Raw genomic sequence first — 20,931 nt, forward strand, 5'->3', positions numbered from 1 at the left:
CTTTTTGAATTCTTCATTATAACGTTTCCGTTGTTCACCCATGGGAACACCTCCTGATATATTCATTATCGAATTCTCTTATTGAGGTGTCCACTCTTTATTCTAGCTGCAAAACTCCCGTTAATTTGCTCGGACACCCCTGCTTTCTTGCACAATCGTCTCCATTAACAGGAGAAATTCCATTTATTCATACAGAAGCTATGTTATTGCATGAAATAACAGGAATATTTCCCTTTATTTTAAAGAATCTGTCCCATACGTTCAAAAAAAGGGGCGCTCCATCGGTCATTACATGACTTTTGGGAAAGCCCCGCTTTTTTCTTTACGGGCTTTTTTCAGTGGTTTTTGGCCTCAAATCACGGAAAGCCGTCGGTTTAAATCCCGTTTGCTCCCGGAACATGCGGGAAAAATACGATAACTCCATCCCTAGCGCGTCAGCGATTTGCGAAACGTTCAATTCCGTCGTCATAAGCAAATCTTTGGCTTTTTCTGAACGCAGATGATTCATGTATTGGATAGGCGAGTAGCCGGTAAATTGCTTGAAAGCATTGATAAAATAATTAGGATGGTAATGCGCAATGCGAGATAGTGTATCCACGGACACATTCTCGGCAATATGCTGTTCCATGTACAGCAGGACTTTATTCATTTTCTCAAAAGTAGGCGTGGAGGTCAGGTTGAGCTTGACGGATTGATTTTGTTCAATAAAATCGGCAATAAACATCATCAGAATCGAGTAGGCACGGAACTCTGAGGTTATGCTATCGCTCTGGCTGTAAGCAATCAACTGTTCAAAGGCTTTCACCAGCTCTTCTGGGTCCTGAACCTTTAAGCAAGGGGAGGTTTGCAAAATTTGAAACAAATCCAAATCCCCGATTTTGGCGGAAAAATGACACCAGTATTTCCCGAAGGTATTGTCGCTTATCGTACCATAAGCTTGGTCGCTGCCGGCTGGAAGCAAATAGAGCTCCCCAGGCTTCGGATAGTAGGTCTGATCCCCAATCCTAACATAGCCTTCACCTTCGCGTATAAAATAAAGTCGGTTAAACGGACAGGCGGGATTCTCATCTGTCCAAGATTTCTGGACTTTGGTATATGCCGCGTAGGATAAATCCGGCTTTGCTTTGGCAAGGTACTTCTTCCAGAACGTGCGTTCACTCGCGTTCATTCCGTTCTTCATAGCCTATATTCCTTTCACGAATATTCGGGCATCACCTTTACGAGCATGACGGTGATATAGCTTACCTTGATCCTTTCGAATCGACATAGGGAACTAGGATCCGCTATTCCACACATTTTGGGGCATTTGGCAAACTAAAGGGAACTACATTCCGCTATTCCGTCATTTAGATGCCAAAGGCTCGTTTTTGATCGAAAATAAGACCCCGTAGTTCCCATTCACGGCTAAAGGCGCCTGATCTTAAACAAATAGCGGACTCTAGTTCCCTTTATCAGGAATAAGACCCTCGTATGCACATCAATTACTCGTTCGTTAGCTTTAACTTATCCAGCAGTTTGAAAAACAGGCTAAGCACAATAGCAACAATCGTGGCCAGCGCCATGCCCTTCAATTCAAAATGCCCCAGCTTCAACGTTGCCCCGCTAAGACCGATGACAAGAACCGTCGTTGTCAGAATCAGATTAATAGGTTTGGAATAATCAACTTTCGTCTCCACGAGCATCCGAATACCGGAAGCGGCGATGATGCCGAACAACAGCATGGAAACGCCTCCCATGACAGCCGTTGGAATCGTTTGAATCAAGGCCGAGATTTTCCCCACAAAAGAGAGAATAACCGCCAGGATCGCTGCTCCGCCAATGACCCAAACCGAGTAGACACGGCTAATCGCCATAACGCCGATATTTTCACCGTACGTTGTATTTGGCGTCGATCCAACCAAAGAAGATAACATCGTGGAGATCCCGTTTCCAAGTAAGGATCTGCTTAGACCTGGATCTTTGGATAAATCTTTCCCCACCATATTGCTGGTTACGATCAAGTGGCCGATATGCTCTGCTATAACAACAAGTGCTGCAGGAGCGATGATGAATATACTAGCCCAATCAAACGTTGGTGAGTAGAAGGTCGGCAGCTTAAGCCACTGAGCAGCGCTCAAGGTTTCTTGAATATGTACTAAGCCGAGAAATGCCGCAAGCAAGTAGCCAAGGATGATAGCCACTAGAATAGGGATGACTTTCAATAGCCCTCGAAATACGATGGAGCCAACCACGCCTATTAATAAGGTGAAAATAGATACCGTGATCACGGTCATATCGGGAACCCAAGCTTCCTTGGCATCGGCAGGAGCGATAATGCCAGCCATAGAGGCGGCTGTAGGTACTAATTCTAGCCCGATTACAGACACGATAGCGCCTCGCGGCAGGCGGGAAGACAACGTCAATCCAGCGTGTTCCTACGAAGCGAATTAATAATGCGATGATCGTAAAGATTAGACCGACAACGAGAAACCCGCCTAGTGCCGCACTATAGCCCTTTTGACCGAGGACGACGAAAACAGGCGAAAGGAAAGCGAAGCTTGATCCCAAGAAAGCGGGAATTTTTCCTCTAGTAATGAAAATATAGAGCAGGGTACCGATCCCATTCATCAATAATATCGTAGCTGGATCGACATGAAATAGAATGGGTACAAGCACGGTGGAGCCAAACATCGCAAATAAATGCTGTAAGCTGAGGGGAATGCTTTCGCCTAAGGAGGGGCGTTCATCAACTTGAATGATACGAGACACGGTAATAACTCCCTTTCTGTTTCTTCTCGTTCGATATCTTATCATAAAATATGTTCGCCGGTAACCCTTACCAATCTTTTCGCAGAGCAAATAGATCATGAAGCTCTTCATTAGAGAGCTCGGTAATCCACGCTTCGGAGGTGGAAATCACATTTTCGCTCAGACTCATTTTGCTCTCGAGCATTTCGTCGATTTTCTCTTCCAGCGTGCCCAGTGAGATGAATTTGTGCACTTGCACATTCCGTGTCTGTCCCATCCGGTAGGCGCGGTCAGTCGCTTGGTTTTCTACAGCTGGATTCCACCAACGGTCAAAATGGAACACGTGGTTTGCGGCGGTCAAATTGAGACCGACACCGCCTGCTTTCAGCGACAGAATAAAGATACCAGGCCCATCTGCGGCTTGGAACTTGTCAATCATTTTGTCGCGTTCTTGCTTCGGCGTGCTGCCGTTCAGGTACAACACGGGTTCGTCCCGCTGTGCCCTCAAAATATCAACCAGCAGCTTACCCATGCTGACGTACTGCGTGAAGATCAGGCAGGAGTCGCCTTCATCCCGCAGCTCGCCAACCATCGCTGCGAGCCTTTCCAGCTTCGCTGAGCGTGAGATGAAGCCTTCCCGGCTGTCTTCATCAAGCAAGCTCTCCTCGGAGAGGGGAGCCTCTTTGGTCAGCAGAACCGGATGGTCGCAAAGCTGCTTAAGCTGTGTTAGCGCAGAGAGGATCGCGCCTTTGCGCTCCATGCCTTCCAGCTTTTGCATGCGCTCCATGAGGTTTTTGACCGCTTGCTCATATAGAGCGCCTTGCTCGGCGGTCAAGTTCAAGTAGACCTTCATCTCCTGCTTATCCGGCAAATCGAGCTGGATAGCAGGGTCTTTCTTTTTCCGGCGCAGCATAAAAGGTTTGACGAGCTTCTGGAGCTGCATCGTCCGCTCCTCGTCTTGGTGTTTCTCGATCGGATTCGCGAAACGATGCTGGAAGCCACGCTGATTCCCCAAATATCCAGGATTCAGGAAGTCATAGATCGACCACAGCTCAGACAACCGATTTTCGATCGGTGTGCCTGTCAGGGCGATTCGATGTTTGGCTTTTAGTGAACGAACGGCGGCAGACTGTTTGTTCTGGGCGTTCTTAATATTTTGCGCTTCATCTAGGCAAAGGGAGCTCCATACCGTCTCTTGCAGCGTTTCTTGTTCCATGAGAGCAGTCGTGTAAGATGTCAGTACGATATCAGTGTCCTTCAAAGCTTCAGAAAGCGCTTCGCCGCTTAATCGGCCTTTGCCGTAATACAGCAGGACTCTGAGCTCCGGGGCAAAACGGACCAGCTCCTTCTGCCAATTGCCGAGTACAGAGGTAGGGCAGATCAGCAGAGCAGGCTGCTCGGATTCTGCTTGGTGATGCAGTAAATAGGTGATAAATTGAATGGTTTTCCCAAGTCCCATATCATCGGCAAGGCAGGCGCCAAGCCCGAACTTTCTTAAATAGGTTAACCATGTGAAACCTTCATGTTGATAGCTGCGCAGTTCAGCGCGCAAACCAGCAGGAACAGGGATCTCCTGCAGTTCTGACGGTTGTGCAAGCTGACGCACAAGCTTCATCAGATGTGCGTTTAACTCAACTTCCAGCTTGATTCGTTCTTCATTCTCAGCGTCATCTTCAGGAGATGCACTGCCCTTAGGTGAATTCTCTTTCTCCGATTCATTAAGCAGGTGAAGTTGGAAAATATCCAGCAAGGATAAACCTTCTTGCGGGTCAACGCTGGACATCAGTCTGCGAATTTGCTCAAGCAGAGCGGGGTCTAGATAGACCCACTGGCCGCGGAAGCGAATGAGGCGCTCATTGCGAGAGAGCAGCGCAGCGAATTCGGCTTCGCTTAGATCCGCCTCCCCAATGGCGATTCGCCAGTCGAAGTCGACTAAGGCGTTCAGCCCGAAAAGCGACTGCCCCTTGCCTCCAGCCTCGGAGGATACCTTCGCGCGCAGCCGCGGCTTTCGCTTGGAGGCAGCCTCCCACCAGCCAGGCAGCATAACGTTCCAACCGCCGTCTAGTAAGTGACGGCTGTCTGTCGTTAAGAATGTCCAAGCCGATTCATCGTCTAGCGGACTAGACAAGAGCTCAACGCCGCTGCTTCCGCTGGGCAGAGGTTCGGCTAGCCTTGCAGCCCAGCCGGCAGACCGTTCCAGCACATAAGGACTCCAGGTGCTGTCCCAAGTTCCTGCTGCGGTTCCGTCCGCAGCAAGACGAATTGGCGCGAGCACGGAGCGATCCGTCTTGTCCTGCAGGACAAGACGAAGTCGCCACGTGTCGTCCTCTTCATCCGGCTCGAGCAGCTGCAGCGCAGGGCGGAACGGAGCCGTGTCGGGACGCCATCCTAAGGAAGCGAGCCATTCTTCTTCCGTCAGCGAGACTGGCGAAGATGACCGTTGGAACAACGCGGGGTAGTCCCGGCGAAGGTCGGAAATCGCAGCTTCGCTAGCGTAATGCTCTGCGGTGATAACGGCAGAGAACGCCGCGCGCAGCCCGGCTAGACCTTGACCAAGAGCATCAAGGCTTTGAAATGCTGCCCAATCGAACGATTTCAACGCATCGGATTCGGCATCCCAAGTCCAACCCAGCTTTCCGTTGTGGAAATCGTGCAAGCTAGGTACATAGCGGCCAGCTTGCGCTTCTTGATAGAGAAGCGGCGCGACCTCGCGCATCGCCTTCATGCCTTCATTTCCATCTTCAAAGCGCAGGATCTCCATGAATTCAGGATCGGTGAAGAAGAGAAGCACCATATCCGCAGGAAGCACGACGACTGAGATGTCACCAGCCTGCTGCAGGTCCAAAGCGGTGCCGTAATAAGAGGGTTTATGCCAAGCGAACATCAGATTCCGCAGCTTGTCGCCAGGTACATCGCGGTCGTCAAGGAATCCCCAGAATAAAGCATCGCCGCTGTCAGTTAGTGTCATGCTCACTTGTAAATCATGCAATATTGCGTTCATCCGAGCAGCTTTCCTTTCCTAAGTTCCTCTTGCAGCGCCCGCAGTCTGCTGTGTCGTTCAACGAATCCGGCAAAGAACGTTTCCCAGTGGTCAGGCTGCTTCATTTTCTTGTATACTTTTTCGAGCCTTTTCAATAGTCTGACAGCTGCCTTATAGTCGTGACGGTTTTTCAAACCAACGTAATGGTTCACGGCTTGATGGTAATAGGGCAGAAGCAGTTGCGGCGCTTCTTTTTCGATAGGCTGAAGCACACTGACCCGGTGAAAGAGCGGATCGTGGCCCTGAAGGATCTGCATTTCGAGCCAAGCCTTCCATTTGCCTTGCTCGTAGAGAACATTTTCAATGAGAAAGTAAGAACGCGGCAGGAGACTCTCAAATGCTTTCCACATCAAATCCTCTGCCTCTGGATAATGAGCGACAGCTTTTTGCCAATAACTCGCGTAGGTGTCGAGCTCACGGGTTCGCGGATTGTTGAAGAAGACCGCCGTTTTGGTTAACCAATCTACAAGTTCCTTCCATTTGAAGGATTCTTGCAGCTGGTCGAAGAAAGTAACGAAAAGATAGGGAGGCGTGTCTTTGAAGGATGGCCCTTCCTCCAATGCTGCCCAAGCTGTCTTCGTTTGTGACATCAATAGGTGTATGTAAGCTTTCGCGGCTGAAAGTGATGGCTTGGAGGCAGAGCTATCTGCTATCCATGCATCAATCGCCTCAACTTCCTTAGGGGCGTAGGATAAAGCTTCAGCATTTCCTGAGGTCAACCATTCGTTCCAAAGTGCAGCGTACACGCCAAAATCTTGATAACTATGCCCTTGCTGATCAGCCAGCTGCGTTCTGAGATATGCGAATGTCGTCTCAAGGCGCTCGCTGGACTCGGAGAGAGCTAACTGGGAAGCGTGCTCTTTCAGCCAGGTCAGAATATCATCGTAAATCTTGTAGATCGCTGAAGACGTAAAGAAACTCGTCCCGCTCTGCGTATTCTGCCCTTTTATTTTTCTTAGAAGGAATAACGTTTGATGCAGTTCAAAAAATCCCCGATCCTGGTCCGAAAAAGGAATAGCAACCTGCGTTAACGTACTTAAATGACTGCGCAGCTGCTGAGCGTAAATGCCTTGGTCATAGGTCGGCTTTATGGAGACCGTGTATTGATCCAGAAACTGCTGCCAGCCGCTAACCGGCATGGACGGCAATTTCAGAATGGCGGATTCCGAGGTAGCTTGTGATGCCGCGCGTTTGAGCTGCATTTTTGCATTCATAATTTGGGTGGCTGGATATCCAAGACGGTCTGCAAGCTCCATCATGACAGCGGCTTGGTGCTTGCAAACGCCATGAACCGGGCATGTGCAGCTGCCATCTTTGAACTTATTTAGATTCAGCGAAACACGATAAGCTTCGGAGCCATCGACTTTGGCTTGAACCAGACGAGCATCAGATATGCTCAGTGAGACAACTTGACCTTGTTTAAAATAGGTGAACCCTCTGGAAAGGGTTACGTCTGTATAGGCTTCAGCCACATATTCGAGCAGCTTCAACCACTCTTCATCATTTAAAACAGTAGAAGTACTCATAGGAAGGCTCCTTGCTAATGAATAGAGTATCTAATAACCTTATTAGTATAAATAGTGAAGCTAATATTGTAAATTTTGTTTCTTGTTTAAATTGTTTTTTTGAAAAAAAGGAAAGGTGGGTGAATAAATGAGAAAAAGAATAGTCATAATTGGAATAGGACTAATGACCGTTATTCTTCTATTGTTTGGCATATGGAAATGGATGAATGCTCGAAATTTTCAAGTCTTCGGCGGGCTAACCAGTCATGTTGCGACGAATGAAAAAGTTGTGGCGTTAACGTTTGATGACGGTCCAACAGCACAAACCGCTTCAATTTTATCCCTGTTGGGTAAATATCAAGCAAAGGCTACTTTTTTTCTAATAGGAAGCGAGCTTGAGAAAAATAGAGAAGCAGGGCAGCAGATCGCCAAAGCTGGCCATCAGATCGGGAATCATACGTATTCACATCAACGAATGGTTTTCAAAAGGCCGTCTTTCATCCGCGAAGAAATCGAGAAAACAAATAAGCTGATACGAGAGACGGGTTACGAAGGAGAAATTGATTTCCGGCCGCCAAACGGTAAGAAGTTGATTGGGTTACCTTATTATTTACATAAGCAGCATATTCAAACGATCATGTGGAATCTGGAACCGGATACGAATTTCAGCGCAGCGTCTGAGAAAGTAGTTGAAGTCATTCAACACACTAAGCCGGGCTCTATCATTCTGCTGCATCCTATGTACGATAAGTCGGAGCTTCTTGCGATTGAAGGTATCTTAGATGCTTTGACGAAAGAAGGCTATACCTTTGTGACTGTCAATGACCTACAAAATAGATAATGTTCATTCAGCATGAGCCACATTGACAAATGATACTGTAACATTTATAATTACAGTATAGCTTGTGATTACAAATAACGCTAAAGGCGGTGCTGGATGATGAACTATCAAATCAGTGATTGGGTTACAGCCACTACGAATCAAGATGAAATGTTACATGGGTATGTAGAATCCATGGATGTGCTTGGAGGTTTGACTCGCATTTACGTGATTGCATCCGACCGTGAATCGACGATTGGTAAAGTCATTGAAGTCAGTAACCAAGATGTTAAAAAGTTACCGGCAAGGTCGCTTGATATAGAAGAGCAAGTGAGAAGTTTGATCGATGTTGCCCTCGCCGTGAGAGACGAAATGTGGTTCCTTGAATTGACAGGTAAGTTACAGGCCATTCAACAAAATGAGTCTCAGCGCAGCGAGCGCGACTTATTTCCGTCACTTGCTTTCAAAAATCGCTTAGGCGTTGATCAGCTATAATGAAAAGCCAATCCAAGACATGTGAAAACGTGTCAAGTGGATTGGCTTTTTTTGGTGGTGGGGAGGGAGGCTCAGTCCGCCGCGCATCCCGCCACGCACCCCCGCACATTACTGAACAGGCGTCTTTTTCACAACCTGCGGCCCCTTGACCATTTCTGCTTCAAACAGAGCTTGCAGCTCTGTAATTTTCCTTGGATCGGTAAGTGCCATTTTATCCTTAAAATACTGTTCCACAACAAGCTCCCAGGTAGGAACGATCTTCTGGGCCGTAATAGAGCGGATAGCTGTCTTCAGAAGTCGTCTTTCCTTCGCATTGCTGTAGACGTCTACATATTGCTGAATCCGCTCGAAATCAAGCTCTTGAAAGATCGCTTTGAACACGAGCGACGTCATCCGCGCATCATCCAGCGCTCTGTGAGCGGAGCCTTCAGCCTCGATTTGCAAATCAAGCAGGGCGGCCTCGACACTGACATCATTCGTTACATTTTTGTAGCGGATAAAGCCTTTCAATAGATCATAATAGTTGGCATTCATCCAGTACGCATCATCCAATTTATGCATTCTCGTATCGAAAACAATACGTTTCAAATCTTCTCCGCCCCAAGTAACGAGCAGGAAAGCATCACTCCGGTTCAGCCAGTCGATGAAATCCGTAATGACACTGCGAAAGCCAGCGGCGCTATCAATGTCCTCTTGCGGAATGCCTGTTTTCTTTTTAATAAAACCGTTCAATTTTGAGAAATAAACCGGCTTGATCAGAGATGAGAACTCATCGACTGGCTCAAGGGAGTCATTAAGGCGTACAGCCCCAATCTCGATGACTTCCATGGGTAAATCGCTCGCAAACTTTCGGCCGTTAAACTCTATATCCAAAATAATGTAGTCCATGATGCTTGCCCCCGTTCTATCTATTCCTATCATTTTAGCAGAAAATGTTTAGGCTGCCATCTTGGCTTTTCCATAAATTGCGCTAAGGACCAGGCTGAACAGCAGTCCGATAAAGGACATGATGGAAATCCATAAGTAAAGCGTTTGACCGCCGAAGCTTTCATAGAACCATCCGCCCAGATACGAAGCCACAATACCGGATACGCCGAAGAACAGCAGAGCAAGAACAGTTTGACCAGTCGCTCTCCACTCCTCAGGTACAATACGGTATAAATATTGGATCGCCGCGGAATAAAAGATTGGAAAAGTGAAGGTTTGCAAAAGTTGCAAGTAAACAAGTGCATGAGGTTCCGTAATCCATGAGGACAATAGAAAGCGAATGAAGTAAAAGAAAGCAGAGAAAGCAATGATTGCGAGTTCCTTCCCTTTACGCAGCCACCAGAAACTTAACGCAAAGACAAGAATTTCACTTCCTGCCGCTAAAAACCAAGCTTGTCCGATCAAGTCTGGACTGCCGCCTAATTTTCGTATATATACGCCTAAAAATGTATCATTAATTCTTTGTGGAACGGCAACAATAAAGATTAACACCATAAACCAAATTGTCTCTTTATTTCCTAGGAAATTACGTAAGCTTTTTAACGTGATTGGCTTACCAGTCACTGGCGCATCTGGAAGTGTTAAACAAATGACTAGGCTGATGATGCCAATCCCTCCGAAAAGGTAGCCTAAACTGTTCAAACCTAAATATTGAATCGCGTACCCAACAGCCAAAGACATAACGGCATAGCCGATTGCGCCGAAAGTTCGTATGGAACCATAACTAACTCCGTTTGCTTCCGCTGTTTGGAAGTTCAGGCTTTCGGTCAGCGGATCTAGCGGCATTAGGAAAAAGTACAAAAACATCGTAAACAGAAGCAGCACAATAAAGCTATTGGAGGTATATAAAAAATACCCTACAAGGCTTGAACATACTAATAGAACCAACATAACCTTCTTGATAGTTCTGGTCCTGTCACTGATCATGCCCCAAAGTGGCTGTGAGAAGATGGTTATAATTCCTCCTGTACCAATGATCAGACCAATTTTGGTCGCAGGAAGCCCTTGGGCATCTAGATAAACAGGCAGAAATGAAACGAACATGGCAAGCAGGGCAAAGTACAAAAAATTAAACGAACGTAAAAGATTTGAAGAACTCATGATGACCGTAACCTTCCTAGTTGAAATTAGCTTATGTTTGCTGTAAAACTACATTCTATCATGATGCATGAAAGATTCCAAAAAGAAAAATGTCTCAGGAGCGAATGATGCCGTTAGTGAGGTGTTTGCTCGGATAGGCTTTTTTTGCTATGTCGGCTTTTTTTATCATCATGAATCGGCATTTTTTATATAACCAATTGCAAGAATTGAAGATTGCTTAGGTAGATCTGTGTCTTTTAAGCTAATAAAGCCAGTACAAACTATCTCCTGGAAATCGTTTTCTTGCATGAAAATATGTCGATGAGGTGATCGTTATGGGAAAAATGAAAAAAGTACTATCGGTCAGTATGGTTTCGAGTCTGCTTGTATCCTTTGTCCCTATTTATGAAAGCGCTTATCATAAAGCGGAGGCTGCTGCTGTCAACTTAATGAACAATGGCAGTTTCGAACAAACAACAACGACACTGGATGCGAGCTGGAACGGCGTCACAACTCCTGCCCCGGTCGGATGGGGCTTATGGATTCCAACAGGGAGCGGCAAAGCGCCAAATCAAACGGTGAATGTCTCCTTAGACGCAACCACCTTTCATGAAGGGAGCAAATCTATTTTGTTTGATGCATTTGCAACAAGCCGAGTTTCTGTCAACCAGAGCGTGTTGACGGTTACGCCAGGCAAATCCTACAGACTAAAGGTATGGGTGAAAACCGAGAACGTCACGGGGACTGGCGCCTATTTTAGAACACAGTATTATAACACTAGCAAAGTCGGTGACGGCCCCGCGTCTGCCAAATTACTCGGTACGAAGGATTGGACGATGCAGCAGGTTTTTATGACGATTCCGGCTAATGTCACGAAGCTGGTGATCGAGCCGTTTCTTGAAACCGGCAAAGGGAAGGTATGGTTTGACGATATGAGTTTGGAGGAATATAACGGAGTTACAGGAATTACATTGGATCAAAGCGCATTTTCTATGGCCCAGGGGGCATCAGCAGCGCTAGCTCCAACGTTCGTTCCAGCGAATGCGGCGGACAAAACGGTGACTTGGAGCTCAACGAACCCGGGTGTGGCGGCTGTGGATAACAACGGTAATGTAACCGGTGTGGGGTTAGGCTCCGCTACAATTACAGTGGCGACGCCAGATGGCACGATTAAGGCGCAATGTCTCGTTAATATTGAATCTGCAGAGCTATTTCAATCTTACGCACAGATGCGGGCCAAATGGTTCAATAAACTGACAGGCGGCACGAATTATGATCCCGCTGATCCTGATATTTCCGCCAACCTGGCGAAAATTGCCGATAGCGTAACGAATGTAAGTGCGACCGGCTTCTGGGATACGCTGAACAAGTCCGCGGACCGAACGCTTGTCTGGGATGACCTTGCCAGCACGACGGATTCGGCGCAAGTCACGACTTCGTACGCGAGATTGAGGACGATGACGCTTGCCTATACGCTCAAAGGCTCGAGCTTATATCATAATGAAGCGCTTAAAGCTGACATTTTAAAGACGCTGGATTGGCTGAACGCTAACCGTTACAACGAATCCAAAACCGAGTACGGCAACTGGTGGGACTGGGAAATCGGCGCTCCGCAAATTATGAATGATATTCTCGTGTTGATGTATGAACATTTGACACCCTCTCAGATTACGAAACATATGAAAGCCATCGACCGATTTGTTCCTGATCCAAAAAAACGTACGCTCAACAATGTTGTTGAAACTGGCGCAAATCTGCTGGACAAAGCGCTTGTTGTTACAATGCGGGGCATCATCGGCAATAACAGCGCGAAAATTACGCAAGGTCGCGACCCGATTGGTCCCGAATTTGTTTATGCCAATCATGGAGACGGTGTATACATAGACGGTTCATTAGTGCAGCATACGAATATTGCCTACACAGCAGGTTATGGCGCTGTATGGCTTAGTCGAGCTGCTGATATGACGTACGTCCTGAATGGCTCCCCTTGGCCTGTAACGGATCCTGACGTTAACAATGTGTACAAATGGGTCTCAGACACGTTCGAACCTGTGATTTACAAAGGACTTTACATGGATATGGTGAATGGCCGAGGTATTTCCAGACAAGCATCGGGCAGCGCAAGAAGTACGATTACCACCTTGCTTCGCTTGGCTGAAGGAGCACCGGCAGACGTTGCGCTTTCGATTAAACGGATGGCAAAGGAATGGATTTTGACCGATACGACCTATGCGAATTATGTGGATGGACTGCCGATTTATGAGTTGACGCTGATTAAAGAGTTGATGAACGATTCGTCTATCCTGCCCAGAGGAGAGTTGAAACGCAATCAAGTATTTGCCGGTATGGATCGTGTGGTTCATTTGCGCGACGGATATGGCTTTGGATTAAGCCTTTTTTCGAACCGGATTTCTGCTTTTGAAAAAGGGAATAACGAAAATCTTAAAGGCTGGTACACGGGAATCGGGATGACGTTCCTATACGATCAGGATCTTAACCAGTACCGCAATGATTTCTGGCCGACTGTGGATTCCTTCCGTTTGCCAGGTACAACGACGGATCAGTCGGGGAAAGGCGTGACCCCAGGCGAGTGGACCTCGTACATGAACGCCAAAAATTGGGTAGGCGGCTCCTCCATAGACGGCCTTTATGGTGCAGCAGGCATGGACTTTTCCATGGATAAAGTGACGGGAAGCAACCTGCAAGGCAAAAAATCGTGGTTCATGTTCGATGACGAAATCGTCGCTTTAGGAGCAGGAATTTCGAAGAGCTCAGCTGCGAATGCGCCAGTTGAAACGATCATCGATAATCGGAAACTGGGTGATGCCGGAGACAATGCACTGACGATCAATGGTTCTGTTCAATCGAATCAACTTGGATGGTCTGGAACGCTAAATGATGTGAACTGGGCTCATGTAGCTGGTAATGCAGCCAATTCAGACATCGGCTATTATTTCCCAGAGGCTGCAAGCGTCTACGGCTTGCGTGAAGCGAGAACGGGAAGCTGGCAAGAGATTAACAGCGGACAATTGAATACGCCGATTACGCGTAATTATTTAAGCTTGGCTTTCGAACACGGGCATAACCCGACGAATGCTTCCTATGCCTATGTCATGCTGCCACACAAGGATGCTGCCGCAACAGAGGCATACAGCCAATCGCCGAATGTTGAAATTTTAAGCAATACGGCCGATGTGCATGCAGTGAAAGAGAAGCAGCTAGGCCTTACAGCAGCTAATTTCTGGAACCCGGGTTCCGTGGGAGGCATTACCTCCAGCAATCCGGCATCCGTCATGGTGAAGGAATCAGAGACCGAGCTTTCCATCGCGGTATCTGATCCAACACAAGCGCAGAGCATGATTTCACTTGAACTGAATAAAACGGGCTTGCAGTTCGTTAGCGGTGATAGCACGATTTCGGTGCAGCAAGCTTCTCCTGTCTTAAAGCTGAATATCCAGGTTGCGGGCTCGTTTGGTAAGACGCATGTCATTACCTTCAAGAAGGACAACGCAGCACCAGTAACGACAGATGACGCGAAATCAGGGTGGCAGCGCTCGGCGCAAACGGTGACATTGACGGCAAACGATGCCGACACCGGCGTACAAACAACAATGTACAGCCTCGATAACGGTACCTTTACGGAAGGGAGTGTGGTGCCGGTTTCTGAGGATGGCGTGCATCAAATTCGTTATTACAGTGTTGATCAAGCTGGTAACCAAGAGTCAGTCAAAACGGTTGAAGTCAAAATCGATACGAAGGCGCCAGCAATCTCGCCTACGGTCACGATGGACGTTTATTGGACGGATGGCGGAAGTTTAAACTTCAACATGAGCGATGAAGGAAGTGGTGTGGTTGCCAAGTCTGTCAGACTTGACGGTGTTAGCGTTAGCCATCCCTATACGTACAAACCGTTCTCGCTTCGTATCGGTGAGCATCAAGTCAACGTGACGGCAACGGATGCTGCCGGGAATGAAGCGGTCGTGAACGATGTGCTGAGAGTGCACATGGATGTCATGCATTTGGATGAAGCGGTTCGTTATGCCTATCAACAAGGTTGGATTACGAATCAAGGCATTTATAACAGCTTGTTGATGCTGGTGGAGGCTTTACAAAAGCACAAGGATGACAAAGGTGTCAAAATGGCGTTAAATGCCATCGAACAGTATGTTCGAGCTCAGTCAGGTAAAAAAATCGACAGCAATTTTGCAGGATTTTTGCTGAATGCCATTTCATTTTTGAAAGCATAAAGTTCATAGAAGGGTTTTCCTAAAAGTCATGAAGGTGGCTGAAGGAAAGCCCTTTCTTTTTTTGCGGAAAGGCATTTATGCTTCTTCCAATTCGTACGAGGACGGTTTACAATAACGGAAGAGGAGTTGATGTCTAATGGGTTCGAAGAACGTGCAGCTTGTCCTGGATGCTAAAGCTACGCTAGGAGAAGGGCCATGCTGGAATGAAGATGAGAAAGCGCTCTATTGGGTAGATATTCTAGGAGAAAAGTTTTGCAGGTTTTATCCGGAGACCGGTCAAAATGAATCATTTCTTGTTGGAGAATATGTAGGAGCAGTTGTTTGTGCCGGGAACGATGAGGTCGTTTTGGCGACGCAATCCGGTTTTCAATCCTACCACATGCAGCAGCACACTTTGAAGCCTCTCGTTGATCCAGAAGCACATTTACCCTTCAATCGATTTAATGATGGGAAATGTGATAGTCATGGCCGATTTTGGGCGGGAACGATGGAAATCATTGAAAAAGGGGCGACAGGCTCCCTCTATGTGCTTGAAACAGACTATAGCTGCCGCAAGGTTCACGAGGGCGTGGGTGTATCCAACGGGATTGCCTGGCGTCTTGACGAAAAAGAGATGTACTATATTGATTCGATGAGAAAACAGGTGTTAGCTTTTGATTTTGACGCGGAAAAAGGAGAAATTAGCCGTCCTAGAACATTGATCGATTTCGCTAGTGAACAAGGATTTCCAGATGGTATGACGATCGATGCAGAAGGGATGCTGTGGATTGCTCACTGGGATGGCTGGCAGGTGTCGCGTTGGAATCCTCGAACAGGCACTAAGCTGGAGAGCATCGCGGTCCCCGCAGCGAAAGTGACCTCCTGTATATTTGGCGGAGATGAGCTGGACACTTTATACATAACGAGCGCACGAAAAGGGCTGGAGGACGAAAAAGCAGGAGATCAGCCTCACGCTGGAGGTGTTTTTGCTGTCAAGCCTGGTGTTAAAGGAACGAAGACGCATGCATTCGGTGCACCTTACATAGAGCAAAAGGAGTAATCTTATGTCAATAGAACTTAATCAGCTAACCATTCAGTATATTGGACAGGTTGGCGTTATTTTGCGAAAAAACGACATGGCCATAGCGATTGACCCGTATTTGACAGGTTCTGTCGATCAACTCGGCGGATCTCCCGAAGGGTTCTGGGTGAGAAGGTACGCACCACCGGTGAAACCTGAGTCATTGACGGATCTGGATCTTGTGCTTTGTACGCACGAACATATGGATCATATGGATCCGGGGACGCTTCGGGCTATAGCGGAGGCATCTCCGAGTTGCCGATTCGGTGCTCCTAAGGTTTGCTTGCCAGCGCTAGAGGCGATGGGGATTGCCCCAAATCGGCTGCAGGCGCTAGGTATTCATGAAGCTTGGGAGTTCGCCGCTGGGCTGAACATTCAACCGATACCGGCGTGGCATGAAGAGCGTGTGCAGGATGAAGAGGGCTGGGACCATTATGTAGGCTACATGATAAAATGGGACAACCTTTGTCTCTATCATGCAGGCGATACGCTGCTCACGGATGAGCTGGTTAAAGCGTTGTCGGGCTATACTATTGATGTAGGCTTCCTGCCGATTAATGGCCGGGATATTTTCCGCAACAGACTTGGCGTCGTTGGCAATATGAACGCTTTGGAAGCGGCAGATTTGGCTGCTTATCTTCAATTTGACATCGTGGTGCCTGTTCACTTCGATATGTATCCTAATAATAGTGAAGGTATTTCACCTTTCGTGGAGCGGCTGTTTCAGAAGCATCTGGGGCAAAAGTTTCATATTTTTCAACCAGGTGAGACGCTTTTGTATACGAAAGTGAAATAGGTAACGAGGATCTGAAAGCGAGATCAAGAACGAGGATCTGAAAGAGAAACAAAAAGGAACCGTGAATAGGGCCTCTAAGTGTCGGAGTTTAACGCTAAGGGGCCTTGGTTCCAGAGCTTTCGACACGACAGAACGATGAAAATAGGCCATTAGGCTATTGCAACTAAGCACATCTTCATCTACAGATATCGCATATTTCGTGATATGCTAAAGAGGCTGGTACGCACCAAACAGCTGCTAACATGACCATTATGAATGGAGTGTTGTTCAGATGAAAATGTACCAATCCGTTGATTTTATCCAGCAGACTGAGAAAATCGCGCTTTACAAGCTTCATCAACAGGCGAATGAGCCGGAGCACACGCATAACTTTATCGAGCTGGTCTATATCTGGCAAGGAGCCGGCTACCATCAAGTAAATGGGAAGTCATTTGCCGTCCAGCGCGGGGATTTTTTATTCATGAATGTCGGGGATCGGCACTCGTTTGAAATTCAGAAGAACATGCAGTATATGAACATCTTGCTTGATCCTGAGTTTTTAAGCAATCGTCTGCATACAACCGAAAGCGCTTCCGAGTTTCTCCCGCTCAAGTTGTTTCAGGAGTTCAAGTCCTCACTCGCCAATCCTTCGCCACACGTCACGTTCAGGGGGAAAAGCATGATTGAGGTCGAGCAGCTTCTCGAAACGATGTACACGGAATATAGCGGTAAAAAGAGCGGCTACTTAGCTATGCTTCACGGCTATGCGACCCTGTTATTGACACGGATGCTCAGATCGATGCAAGAAAACCTACATAACTCGGAATTGCGTACGGCGTATCACATGCTCCCACAGTTGTTGTCCTATATCGAGGAGCATTATGCGGGGCATATTACGCTGAATGATTTGGCACGCGAGAGTTTTTATTCCCCCTATTATTTGAGTAAAATGTTCAAAGATTGCCTGGGGTTCACCTTCACGGAATACGTTCACGACGTCAGGCTGCGCGAAGCGAAGCGGATGCTGCTGGAAACGAAGGATTCTGTCGAATCCATCGGACGAAGTGTCGGTTATGAGGATAAAACGCAGTTTTTCCGCCTGTTTAAGCAAACTTTGGGCATGACGCCTCAGCAGCTCAGGAAGCAGATGTGAGCGTGTGCTTGAAGAGCGGCTAAGAGGAATAAGTGAGTAAGAGCAAGTACAGATAAGATGGATGAATGAGTAAAAGGAATGACAAAGAATAAAATTTGTAAACGCTTAATATGGTAAAAGGGACTTATGGCCTGCTCCGTTTTTTGGAGTGGGCTTTTTGTGCTTGGGGTTGGTTGTGGGGGATGGATGCTGGAAGACCGGTGAGTGATAAGCGAGTTTTATGAGTTTAAGTCATCCGTTGGGAGCGAGTCGCGCACGTTAACGCTGAAAAACATCGTTACAGCAGTCAATTGGAACGTTCAGCACGCGTTAGCGGTGAAAAACAGCGTTACAGCGAAGGGACCCGCAGATTCGGGGGACTTCCGCGATAGTTAAGCATGTTTTACAGCGTTACAGCAGTCAATTGGAGTGTTCAGCACACGTTAGCGGTGAAAAACAGCGTTACAGCGAAGGGACTCGCGTGGATCGAGCACCACCGCGAGAGTTAGCGTGCTCATTGGACAATTTCCAATGAAAACCCCAATGAAGCACCTAAATGGCTCATTACATTGGACGAAATCCAATGTAACTGCCATATCCGGCGCTACAGCACCACGATTTAGCGATCTCATTGGATTTCATCCAATAAGATCGCTAATCGAGCCCTCAAATCACTGTGTTCATTGGATTTCGTCCAATGGACCAATCCCACAAAGCCCAACCACCAAGTGGTGTTTTGACTTATTTTACTTTTTTGACTTTGTGGGACTTTCTTTGCAATTACCTGACTCAGCCCCGAAGTCCAGTTTTTTCCTCAAGGCCGCCTTCATACTGAGGCGGCCTATTTTAATTTTTCATAGCCGCAAATGATGTCGAGAACAAATTGGTAGCGATTACATTTTATACGCAAAGAGCCGAATCGGTCTAATCTTGTCGGATCTTAACGATGAGTAGTGAGTTTAGTGAAGATAGTGAATTTTCAGAAAATAAGGTTGATAATTAGGGGCAATCTCCATAACAATGAGGATGAGTCCACAAACTCAAAAACATTTTAGGAAATCGGAGGGTTGCAAATGAAGTCAAGGAGGAAGTCGATTATTTTACTCCTGGTTTCAGCACTCATGTTGACGCTTGTACTTGGGGGGTGTCAAGACAGTCCAGCTTCGACAACTCCAGCGCCAACGACTGCTGCGGTACAAGCAACGAAAGCGCCGGAACCAACAAAAGCACCTGACGGTGGGGGCGGACAGCCTGCGCAATTGACAGACTTTAAGGATTCGCCGGTTTTGGCGTCCAAAGGGCTGCCACCCGTGAAAGATCGCTTGCCAAGCGATTATAAATTCACGAATGAAATACCGGAGAGCCAAATGAAATACGAAGTCGGTACGTTCGGCGGTGTATTGAGAACGGTTACATCGGCTCCGAACTGGGATGCTGACGTTTTCGTCATGAGCAATGAACCGCTGCTGAACACGCCTGGTATTTTGGGCGACACGATCACAGGTAACGTGCTCAAAGATTACAAAGTCAGTGATGATCAAAAAACATTCACTTTCTCCATGCGCAAAGGGATGAAATGGTCTGACGGTAAGCCGGTTACAACGGAGGACGTCAGATTTACGGTTGAGGATATTTTGAACGATCCTGAGCTGACGCCAATCTTTCCTGTATGGCTGCGTGGCGGCGGTGAAGCTGATGCGGCTCCTATGAAACTCGAAGTTATCGATGATCTGAACTTCAAGCTAACTTTTGACCGTCCGTACGGCGGTATCCTAATCCGCTTCGCTATTCAAGGCTGGCGCGGATATACAGAGCTTATCCGTCCGGCGCATTACCTCAAACAGTTCCACAAAAAATACACACCGATGGATAAACTCGAGCCGTTGATTAAAGAAGGAGGCTTCCAACCTGGCGAATGGTTCAATCTTTTTAATGATAAAGATATTACGAACTGGGAACTTGCGAACAAGAAAGCCGTTGGATTCCCTGTGCTTTATCCGTGGATGATGACCAAAACGACAGAAAGCTTAACAACATACGAGCGCAACCCTTATTACTTCAAAGTAGATACTGCAGGCAATCAACTGCCGTACATCGACAGCATCCAAAGTACGCTCGTGCAGGATATTGAGATGGTTGGTTTGAAAACGATTTCTGGCGAAGTCGACTTCTCCAGGGAGTCAGCAGCTTTGATCAAAATGCCGCTTTATCGTGAAAATGAGAAAAACGGCTACAAAGCATTGCTGGCTAACATGCACGTTACGCCAACGGATATTTTCCTGAACGAAACGTTCAACGATCCAAACTGGCAAAAAGTTGTTCAGGATGTTCGCTTCCGCAAAGCACTAAGTCTGGCGTTGAACCGCAAAGAGATCATCGACACAATCTACTATGGCTTTGCGAAACCAGGCAGCATCGAAGATCCGACGTTTGATCTGGCTGCTGCGAATAAATTGCTTGATGAGATGGGTCTCACTAAAGGAGCAGACGGCAAACGTCTTGGACCGGATGGCAAAGTGTTCACGATTCCGTTCGAAGTTGGAGCACAAGCACCGGATATCGTGCCGTTGACGCAATTGATCGTGGAGATGTGGAAGCAGCTCGGTCTGAACGTCACGATGAAAACGATCGACCAAACGCTCTGGACGACCCGAAATACGAATAATGAATTGCAAGCAACCATGATTTGGACACATACACCACTCTGGTACATGGGCGATTGGGGTACGCAGCTTTGGGGAGCACAATGGGATCTCTGGCGTACTTCAGGCGGTAAGAACGGTCAAGAGCCGCCTGCAGACATCAAGAACCTATACAAAATGATCAACGACGCCGCAGCTGCGAAACCGGAAGATGCAAAGAAAAAAGTGGCTGAAATTAAACAAGTGATGAAAGACAAAGTGTACTATTTCATTCCGATTACGGAAGTGAAGCAGCCTCTAATCGTTAATGCGAAGCTGCACAACATTCCGAATGACACCAGCTTTGCGATCGGCGCGAACTTCAGCGGCGAGCAGTTCTTCTTTGGTAAATAACGGTTAAATAAATGAACAGGAACTAGTC

13 protein-coding genes and 1 pseudogene are annotated in these 20,931 nt (G+C 47.2%); 8 read left to right on the forward strand and 6 right to left on the reverse strand.

All coding sequences use genetic code 11. The features are described 5' to 3' along the window. Positions 1–322: 322 nt before the first annotated feature. The 4 genes and pseudogenes from AC58UW_RS19810 to AC58UW_RS19825 all read right to left on the reverse strand — a co-directional run bounded on the left by AC58UW_RS19810 (position 323) and on the right by AC58UW_RS19825 (position 7,293). Positions 323–1,180, reverse strand: coding sequence for an AraC family transcriptional regulator (locus AC58UW_RS19810; RefSeq protein ID WP_497422333.1), 858 nt, complete (start codon positions 1,178–1,180; stop codon positions 323–325). A gap of 301 nt (positions 1,181–1,481) precedes the next feature. Then, positions 1,482–2,793 (reverse strand): annotated as a pseudogene (gene uraA / locus AC58UW_RS19815) (uracil permease). Between the two features lie 22 nt (positions 2,794–2,815). After that, the gene (locus AC58UW_RS19820) at positions 2,816–5,728 is read right to left on the reverse strand and encodes a DEAD/DEAH box helicase (protein WP_497422334.1); all 2,913 of its coding nucleotides are present in this window, start codon (positions 5,726–5,728) and stop codon (positions 2,816–2,818) included. Continuing rightward, the gene (locus AC58UW_RS19825; RefSeq protein WP_497422335.1) at positions 5,725–7,293 is read right to left on the reverse strand and encodes an SWIM zinc finger family protein; all 1,569 of its coding nucleotides are present in this window, start codon (positions 7,291–7,293) and stop codon (positions 5,725–5,727) included. The genes AC58UW_RS19820 and AC58UW_RS19825 overlap by 4 nt, the downstream gene beginning before the upstream one ends. A gap of 127 nt (positions 7,294–7,420) precedes the next feature. On the opposite strand from AC58UW_RS19825, the gene AC58UW_RS19830 reads away from it, so the two are divergent. Both AC58UW_RS19830 and AC58UW_RS19835 read left to right on the forward strand, forming a co-directional pair. Next, complete coding sequence (locus tag AC58UW_RS19830) at positions 7,421–8,113, forward strand: polysaccharide deacetylase family protein (RefSeq protein WP_497422336.1); 693 nt, start codon at positions 7,421–7,423, stop codon at positions 8,111–8,113. 96 nt (positions 8,114–8,209) lie between these two features. After that, on the forward strand, positions 8,210–8,587 hold the full coding sequence (locus AC58UW_RS19835; protein WP_497422337.1) for a hypothetical protein: 378 nt from the start codon (positions 8,210–8,212) through the stop codon (positions 8,585–8,587). Between the two features lie 108 nt (positions 8,588–8,695). Here the strand turns inward: AC58UW_RS19835 and AC58UW_RS19840 are convergent, their stop codons facing one another. After that, positions 8,696–9,475, reverse strand: coding sequence for a 3'-5' exonuclease (locus AC58UW_RS19840; protein WP_497422338.1), 780 nt, complete (start codon positions 9,473–9,475; stop codon positions 8,696–8,698). A gap of 48 nt (positions 9,476–9,523) precedes the next feature. Further along, entirely contained in the window at positions 9,524–10,675 is a 1,152-nt protein-coding gene (locus AC58UW_RS19845; protein WP_497422339.1) for an MFS transporter, read from the reverse strand. A 323-nt stretch (positions 10,676–10,998) separates the two neighbouring features. Between AC58UW_RS19845 and AC58UW_RS19850 the strand changes: the two genes are divergently transcribed. The 6 genes from AC58UW_RS19850 (at position 10,999) to AC58UW_RS19875 (ending at position 20,903) form a co-directional block, all read left to right on the forward strand. Continuing rightward, a complete protein-coding gene (locus AC58UW_RS19850; RefSeq protein WP_497422340.1) occupies positions 10,999–14,901 on the forward strand; it encodes a polysaccharide lyase family 8 super-sandwich domain-containing protein in 3,903 nt (1,300 codons plus the stop codon). Positions 14,902–15,037: 136 nt separating this feature from the next. Then, complete coding sequence (locus tag AC58UW_RS19855) at positions 15,038–15,940, forward strand: SMP-30/gluconolactonase/LRE family protein (RefSeq protein WP_497422341.1); 903 nt, start codon at positions 15,038–15,040, stop codon at positions 15,938–15,940. Positions 15,941–15,944: 4 nt separating this feature from the next. Then, a complete protein-coding gene (locus tag AC58UW_RS19860) occupies positions 15,945–16,757 on the forward strand; it encodes an MBL fold metallo-hydrolase (RefSeq protein ID WP_497422342.1) in 813 nt (270 codons plus the stop codon). A gap of 271 nt (positions 16,758–17,028) precedes the next feature. Further along, positions 17,029–17,889 (forward strand): AraC family transcriptional regulator, encoded by an 861-nt coding sequence (locus tag AC58UW_RS19865; protein ID WP_497422343.1) that lies wholly within the window; start codon positions 17,029–17,031, stop codon positions 17,887–17,889. A 204-nt stretch (positions 17,890–18,093) separates the two neighbouring features. Beyond that, complete coding sequence (locus AC58UW_RS19870; protein ID WP_497422344.1) at positions 18,094–18,264, forward strand: hypothetical protein; 171 nt, start codon at positions 18,094–18,096, stop codon at positions 18,262–18,264. 677 nt (positions 18,265–18,941) lie between these two features. Continuing rightward, the gene (locus AC58UW_RS19875) at positions 18,942–20,903 is read left to right on the forward strand and encodes an ABC transporter substrate-binding protein (protein WP_497422345.1); all 1,962 of its coding nucleotides are present in this window, start codon (positions 18,942–18,944) and stop codon (positions 20,901–20,903) included. Positions 20,904–20,931: the final 28 nt, after the last annotated feature.

It is taken from the genome of Paenibacillus sp. J22R160, from assembly GCF_059692135.1.

Excerpts from the sequence above, each read along its gene's own strand:
- AC58UW_RS19855 (WP_497422341.1), top strand. The coding sequence starts at position 15,038 with ATGGGTTCGAAGAACGTGCAGCTTGTCCTGGATGCTAAAGCTACGCTA.
- AC58UW_RS19850 (WP_497422340.1), top strand. The coding sequence starts at position 10,999 with ATGAAAAAAGTACTATCGGTCAGTATGGTTTCGAGTCTGCTTGTATCC.
- AC58UW_RS19845 (WP_497422339.1), bottom strand. The coding sequence starts at position 10,675 with ATGAGTTCTTCAAATCTTTTACGTTCGTTTAATTTTTTGTACTTTGCC.
- AC58UW_RS19875 (WP_497422345.1), top strand. The coding sequence starts at position 18,942 with ATGAAGTCAAGGAGGAAGTCGATTATTTTACTCCTGGTTTCAGCACTC.
- AC58UW_RS19830 (WP_497422336.1), top strand. The coding sequence starts at position 7,421 with ATGAGAAAAAGAATAGTCATAATTGGAATAGGACTAATGACCGTTATT.
- AC58UW_RS19860 (WP_497422342.1), top strand. The coding sequence starts at position 15,945 with ATGTCAATAGAACTTAATCAGCTAACCATTCAGTATATTGGACAGGTT.
- AC58UW_RS19810 (WP_497422333.1), bottom strand. The coding sequence starts at position 1,180 with ATGAAGAACGGAATGAACGCGAGTGAACGCACGTTCTGGAAGAAGTAC.
- AC58UW_RS19825 (WP_497422335.1), bottom strand. The coding sequence starts at position 7,293 with ATGAGTACTTCTACTGTTTTAAATGATGAAGAGTGGTTGAAGCTGCTC.
- AC58UW_RS19820 (WP_497422334.1), bottom strand. The coding sequence starts at position 5,728 with ATGAACGCAATATTGCATGATTTACAAGTGAGCATGACACTAACTGAC.
- AC58UW_RS19840 (WP_497422338.1), bottom strand. The coding sequence starts at position 9,475 with ATGGACTACATTATTTTGGATATAGAGTTTAACGGCCGAAAGTTTGCG.
- AC58UW_RS19865 (WP_497422343.1), top strand. The coding sequence starts at position 17,029 with ATGAAAATGTACCAATCCGTTGATTTTATCCAGCAGACTGAGAAAATC.
- AC58UW_RS19835 (WP_497422337.1), top strand. The coding sequence starts at position 8,210 with ATGATGAACTATCAAATCAGTGATTGGGTTACAGCCACTACGAATCAA.